Consider the following 5,662-nt stretch of genomic DNA (forward strand, 5'->3'; position numbering starts at 1 on the left):
CCTAAAACTTAATCCAAATATATCACCTCTCAATAAATCTACAAAATTTGACTCTAGGCCTTAAAAATTATATCCAATATCAAATGATTATTGCAACTTGGAAAACAATGTGGCGCCTCCCTTGCATGGTACACTAAATGAAAAAGAAATACTGTTCTCGTTTGGTAACGATCCTCCTATTTTAAGAAATGGAGACAGGATTTTAGATAAACGCGAAGTCTCCCTTAGATGGTTGTCTGGAACCTTTCTAGCTGGAATGACTTCGGGCGTTCTCATGGGCGTAGCACTGCTCATTGCCCTTGATGGGCGCCATAGAGTAGCAATGCCCGCCAAAGTCTATTCTAGAACTCTAGATATACAAAACACGAACTTAGATACAAAATCATTTTCTAGAAGAGGAGCACGGTTATCTCGCAATGATATAGCAATCAAAACTTCTGAAAGAACCATTCTTGAAGTTCCGAAACTTATAAAAGAACATAGTAAGGATATCATAAAAAAAGTTCCCTTTGCTTACGCCAGAATGTCATTTGCAACACAGTATCAAAAGACAGAAAGTTATCCTAAATTTGATCCATTGAAAATTTTTTCCGGGGGAAAAATAGAATCACAATCTCAAATATTAATGAATATAAGCAATGGTGCAGACGCAATCTACAATACGGAATCCGAGCTTGAAATTTCCATTAAGAAATCAAATTTTCCAACAGATATAAGCGATATTCATACTGATATTACAGCACCGATATCTGAAATAGAAAAAGCTATTAGAAATCAAACTTCTCTTTTAATCGAAACGAAGGATCAATCAGCCAAGCTGTATTATGCTGATCCTCAAATTTCATCTATAGATCAAGACGCCACATTGACCAATAATACAGCAGTACGGATAATTGAAGAAAATAGAACAATTACCCCACCACAATCATTAATGAACGACAACCCTGAATTTTCTCAAGATATCATTCCGATACGTCAGAATAATACTGCAATTTTTGATGCTATAACTAGTGCCGGATATGCCCGTGCTGAGAGCTCTCTCGTGGCACAAGCCTTCAAAGAAAAACTAAAGTTTAATCGGCGATTGTCAAAAAATGATGTCCTTAAGATAGGTGTTCTACAAAAAAAAGAAGATACCAGGATAATTCAAGCTAGTATTTACCACAAGGGAGAACACCTCATTACTATTGCACTCAATGATAACAATGATTTTATCATAGGTGCTGAGCCGGCAAAACTTGATTTTATAGATAATATTAACGATATCGCAATCGCAAATGATGATTTCCCCCGTGTATACGATGGCATTTGGCGAGCTTCTTCTTTCCATGGCATGAATAAAAACCTTATACAATTGGTAATCAGACTCCTAGCAAGTAGCGTGGATTTGCAATCAACTCTTAAGCCTACTGATTTTCTTGAAACTTTTTTCTCTCTGGATAGCGATAGTGGCAAAGCCAGCGATGATTCTGAATTGCTCTATATCAATGCTCGCCTTGGAGACAAGCGAATCCGTTTTTATCGCTTTCAAAATCCTATTAATGGATCAATAGAGTATTTTAATGAAGACGGTAAAAGTGCGCGTCCTTTTCTGCTACGTATCCCCGTTCTATCTGGATATCTGTCTTCTCCATTTGGTATACGCCTTCACCCAATTCGAGGAGTTTTACGTATGCATACAGGCGTAGATTGGGCAGCACCAATAGGCACGCCGATTATGGCTGTTGGCGATGGTGTTGTTGAAAAAGCCGGCTTGGCAGGTGGCTATGGCAAACAAACTCTTATTCGCCATGGGAACGGATATGTCTCTTCTTATAATCATCAGAATGCAATCGCCAAAAACATCAAACCTGGAACAACCGTTAGACAAGGACAAGTCATCGGTTGGGTTGGAAGAACAGGAATGGCGACGGGCCCACATCTACATTATGAATTGATTGTGAATGGCACTAAAGTAGATTCTATGAAAATTCGCATACCTGATAGGGAAACTTTAAAAGGCGATCTCTTCAATCGTTTTAGTATGGAAACAAAGAGGATAAACTTACTTTTGAACAATGGAGAAAAGCCCAGAAAAGCGTCACTGTATTGAAGAACAGACAAACAGAATCAAAAAATTTTGTTCCACCCCTATCTGGAATATAAGCAAAAATGCAATATATTGATATTTATTGTATTTTTTAATTTTTTGGTCACACCCATGAAAAAGACCTTATGTCTGTGATCATATCTATTTTCCCGCTATACTAGCCTCATAACTCATATTGCATACTACAGAGGCTTTCTCACCTCCATCTCTCACGGAATACAGACTAATACTGCCTGAGAAAAATCTGATATGCTGGAAAACAAAATAGACAAGCTCTCTGGTAAAGTAGATAGACGCTTTGATTCAATTCTTAATAAAATGGATGTCGAGTCTAAAAGAGTAGACGTCCGTTTTGAGAAAGTTTTCATTGAAACAGGAAATATTGGCGTTGAAATGCGTGATCTAATATAGAAAATACCCGCTGTTTTATTCTATATGCATCACGATTATTGCTGAAATTTCTCAATTACTCCACTACAATTTAGTCTTTTAATAAAAACTCCACCTCTATTTCTCTTCGAGCGAAAAGATCCCCCTCTTCGCGCTGCCCTCTAGAAAAAATCCATTTGCGGATTTCACAGGAAGACACTCCTCCCCAATCTTTAGAATCCACACGTTTACGAAGCCTACTAGCCTGATATTTTTCAATACTAAGATTGAAAACAAAATCTCCAATAGAGGACATGTTTTATTGCGATGAGATAATCGTAAAATAAGGAGAATCTTTGGACACTTGGCTTAGATCTCTTGAAACATCTTGGACGAACAGTTGATCCGTCCTGTTCTCCGCGATTTCCCTCACAAACATCAAATCTAGCTGGAAGTATTTGTCTCGGCATAATGTAAATAGAAATAGATTTTCGGAAGAAAGATCTTTCGATCTTTCTGTAATGTCTCCACCATCTTCAGACGATCACAGAACCGTTGATGAGGCTTTCAAAGTTAATCAGCGAATCCCTCATATATCCGTAACCGATAGCCTTATTCCAGCAGAATATCGACAGGCTTTTAATCTTAGTCCCTTAAAGCTTCTTATGAGATCTAAAAGTAAAGGAAACATCATTTTTCTTCCTATTCAAAAAATCATAAATATATAATTTTGATACCTTACATCTTTTTCCTTGTATGAATTTTCTATAATACTATGAGTTATTATTCTTATCGCATGACCATATATGAGAACTGTTCTTCTATCGTACATCGTTAGCTGTGAAGATAGAGGCAATGTATCTGTTACACATACAGTATTACGCTGACGAATAAAATTCGCCCGACCGATAAAACCACACACTCCAATCCAAATATTTAAACCAGTCCTACCTTCAATGACGGGATTTAGTCCTAACAAAGAGCCGCAATCCAAATTTCCTGAATTGATCATCCACACCACCAGAAATGAGGAAAAGGAGACAAGAAACTGAAAATAAAATACTAAAATATCATTCATGACTTGGCATACAAATCACGACAGTTGTTCCTATTTCTTCTTGAGAGAACACCCTCATTCTCCCTCCGTGTAAGCTAGATAAGGCATAAGAAATTGCCAATCCAAGACCAGATCCGCCACCTCTCCTCTTGACGTATTGATCCTGTACCTGTTCAAAAGGCTGTCCGACTCTTTTCAAAGCTGACCTAGAAATTCCAATTCCAGTATCAGCAATGGTCATGATAACTAAATCTCCTGTTTTACGGGCACGGACTATTATTTTCCCACCGTTGTCAGTGAATTTTACAGCATTGGTAAGGATATTAATAAGAATTTGTTTTATGGCACGTGCATCGGCATTAAACGTCAATCCCTGAGAAATTTTCTCTTCTATCTGAATGTTTTTATTATGGGAAGGAATAGTAATAAAACGGATACTTTCCTTAATCAGCGATTCTAAATTAATGATTGTTTTATTAATACATATATTCTCTGCTTCTATCTTCGACATTTCAAGGATGTCATCAATAAGATTGAGAAGATGTTTTCCACTGTCGTGGATATCTTTAGCATATTCATAATATTTTGTAGATCCTAACGATCCAAACATCTCACTCTTAATGATTTCAGAAAAGCCAAGGATGGCATTAAGAGGTGTTCGCAATTCGTGAGACATCTTGGCAAGAAAGTCTGACTTAGCCTTATTAGCCGCTTCTGCACGCTCTTTTTCAGATTGATAGTTAGCATTAGCAATTGAAAGTTCCATTTTTTGACGCTCCAGCACCTGGCGCGAAGTTGAAAGATCGTTGATAGTCGCCATAAGACGCCGTTCCGATTCTCGTAATTTTTTCTGATTACGCTTAAGCTGAGTGATATCGGTGCCAACAGAAACAATTCCCCCATCCCGTGTACGCCACTCATTTATTTGAAGCCATCTTAAATCAGCAAGTTTTACTTCTTTTGTTATGGCTTGGCCTGAACATCCAGGATCAGATGTATAACACTCAATAATCGGATGAGTTTCAGCTTGTTTTACAACCAAACGTTTTGTCCCCGGCAAAAGAACATGATCTGGTAATCCATAAGCTTTTTGATAATGAACATTACACATAACTAATCGATCATTTTTATCCCAAAGAACAAAAGCTTCAGAAGTACACTTTATCGCCTCTTCTAACCGTTGATCTGCCTCTGCATAACGCTGTTCTAAATAATGTTGTTCGGTAACATCTATCGCTATGCCAATAATGCGCATCTGCCCAGATATTGTACGCATGACTGTTGCACGTGCTCTCATCCAAACATAATTTCCATTGGAATGACGAATACGAAAAACTTTGTCTAAATGTACAGATTTTCCTCTCATCACTGATCGAGCAATATCATAGATATCCTTGTCTTTAGAATGAATGAGGCGCACCACTTCACCAAATGACAATGTTTTACCTGCATAAGGAATACCAAGTATTTCATACATGGATTGCGACCAATAAAATCGTTTGCTTATAAAGTCAAAATCCCAAATCCCACATCTTCCACGCGAAAGGGCTGTCTCAACACGTATATTCGCTTCTGACAAAAGATCGTCTATTTCTTTGACACGCCTTACTTGTGCGCAGTGACTGAAAAGAATTAATAGCAAAATTGCAGAGACACCCGAAAAAAGCAGTACTCCAGAGGTTACTTCGTCACGCCAGAGGGAAGATAGAACCGTTTGAGAACTTGCTACAAGAATCAAACCATTATTTTTATCCAGACGTATTGAAGAGACGTAATATGGTTGTTTTACAAGAGACACATCGGATATGCTGGCGTGCTTTCCTATTTTTTCCAAAGGAAGAATTTCAGGTATAATATCTTCTATTTTTTGCCCAACATAGGATGAATTGGCTACGGATGATCCTAGAATAAGCCCATCTGATCGAGCAAGAAGAATGAAACTATCGGGTAAAATCTGTCTTTGTAAAAAGATTTCTTTCAGCTTGTCTTCTGCCTGTACTCTGGAATAAGGTTCAAAATCTATATTGGCGTTTGTAAAAATACTTTCCGTCAATGTTGCCAACAAAAGAGACGACTGGAGTATCGCTTTCTCCTGTCGTGCATAATTTGAAGAAACTTTTACGATATTGACTGTTGCCATAAACACA

The 5,662-nt window shown here is 37.7% G+C and carries 5 protein-coding genes; 3 read left to right on the plus strand and 2 right to left on the minus strand.

Going from position 1 to position 5,662, the window contains the following annotated elements:
* Nucleotides 1-109: 109 nt before the first annotated feature.
* The gene (locus H0G72_RS05390) at nucleotides 110-2,092 is read left to right on the plus strand and encodes a M23 family metallopeptidase (protein ID WP_310649498.1); all 1,983 of its coding nucleotides are present in this window, start codon (nucleotides 110-112) and stop codon (nucleotides 2,090-2,092) included.
* Between the two features lie 246 nt (nucleotides 2,093-2,338).
* Nucleotides 2,339-2,500, plus strand: coding sequence for a hypothetical protein (locus H0G72_RS05395; protein WP_182017755.1), 162 nt, complete (start codon nucleotides 2,339-2,341; stop codon nucleotides 2,498-2,500).
* Between the two features lie 70 nt (nucleotides 2,501-2,570).
* Here the strand turns inward: H0G72_RS05395 and H0G72_RS06340 are convergent, their stop codons facing one another.
* Nucleotides 2,571-2,774, minus strand: coding sequence for a glycoside hydrolase family protein (locus H0G72_RS06340; RefSeq protein WP_259345165.1), 204 nt, complete (start codon nucleotides 2,772-2,774; stop codon nucleotides 2,571-2,573).
* Between the two features lie 142 nt (nucleotides 2,775-2,916).
* On the opposite strand from H0G72_RS06340, the gene H0G72_RS05405 reads away from it, so the two are divergent.
* Entirely contained in the window at nucleotides 2,917-3,186 is a 270-nt protein-coding gene (locus H0G72_RS05405; protein WP_182017756.1) for a hypothetical protein, read from the plus strand.
* 342 nt (nucleotides 3,187-3,528) lie between these two features.
* Here the strand turns inward: H0G72_RS05405 and H0G72_RS05410 are convergent, their stop codons facing one another.
* The gene (locus H0G72_RS05410; protein WP_310649499.1) at nucleotides 3,529-5,661 is read right to left on the minus strand and encodes a PAS domain-containing sensor histidine kinase; all 2,133 of its coding nucleotides are present in this window, start codon (nucleotides 5,659-5,661) and stop codon (nucleotides 3,529-3,531) included.
* Nucleotide 5,662: the final 1 nt, after the last annotated feature.

Origin of the sequence: Candidatus Liberibacter sp. (genome assembly GCF_014048425.1) — a bacterium.
Lineage (GTDB): Bacteria > Pseudomonadota > Alphaproteobacteria > Rhizobiales > Rhizobiaceae > Liberibacter.

Excerpts from the sequence above, each read along its gene's own strand:
- H0G72_RS05395 (WP_182017755.1), top strand. The coding sequence starts at position 2,339 with ATGCTGGAAAACAAAATAGACAAGCTCTCTGGTAAAGTAGATAGACGC.
- H0G72_RS06340 (WP_259345165.1), bottom strand. The coding sequence starts at position 2,774 with ATGTCCTCTATTGGAGATTTTGTTTTCAATCTTAGTATTGAAAAATAT.